This is a genomic window from Bacillus sp. VA13, from assembly GCF_055710085.1.
Genome location: NZ_JBVQPP010000025.1, coordinates 1 through 342, shown reverse-complemented (window position 1 = coordinate 342; position 342 = coordinate 1). Strand labels below are relative to the sequence as shown.

The 342-nt window shown below is 40.4% G+C and carries 1 pseudogene; it reads right to left on the bottom strand.

Annotation, left to right across the window (positions count from 1 at the left end):
• Positions 1-342 (bottom strand): annotated as a pseudogene (locus AC0C66_RS21575) (DDE-type integrase/transposase/recombinase); the annotation flags it as partial.

Here is a 342-nt window from a genome sequence, read left to right as displayed (position 1 = left end):
ACACAGAACCTTGGTCACTATGTAACACGCAGTTCTCAGGCAGTGTTGGCAGCTGATCAAGTGTGTCTAAGACAAAGTCTGTGTCCTGCTTATCGCCAATCGTAAAAGCAATCACTTCTCCATTGTAAAAATCTAATATACTGGAAAGGTACAATTGTTTCTGTCCATAAGGCAAATATGTGATGTCCGTTATAGTTTTTCAAGAGGGCGATCAGATTTAAAGTTCCGATCCAATATATTATCGACTACGGCATATGGCTGCCCATTCTTCTTGCGCTTTTTCACCTTAACCTGGCACTGCCATTGATTTTTCTGCATAATACGTTGAACCGTTTTATGGTT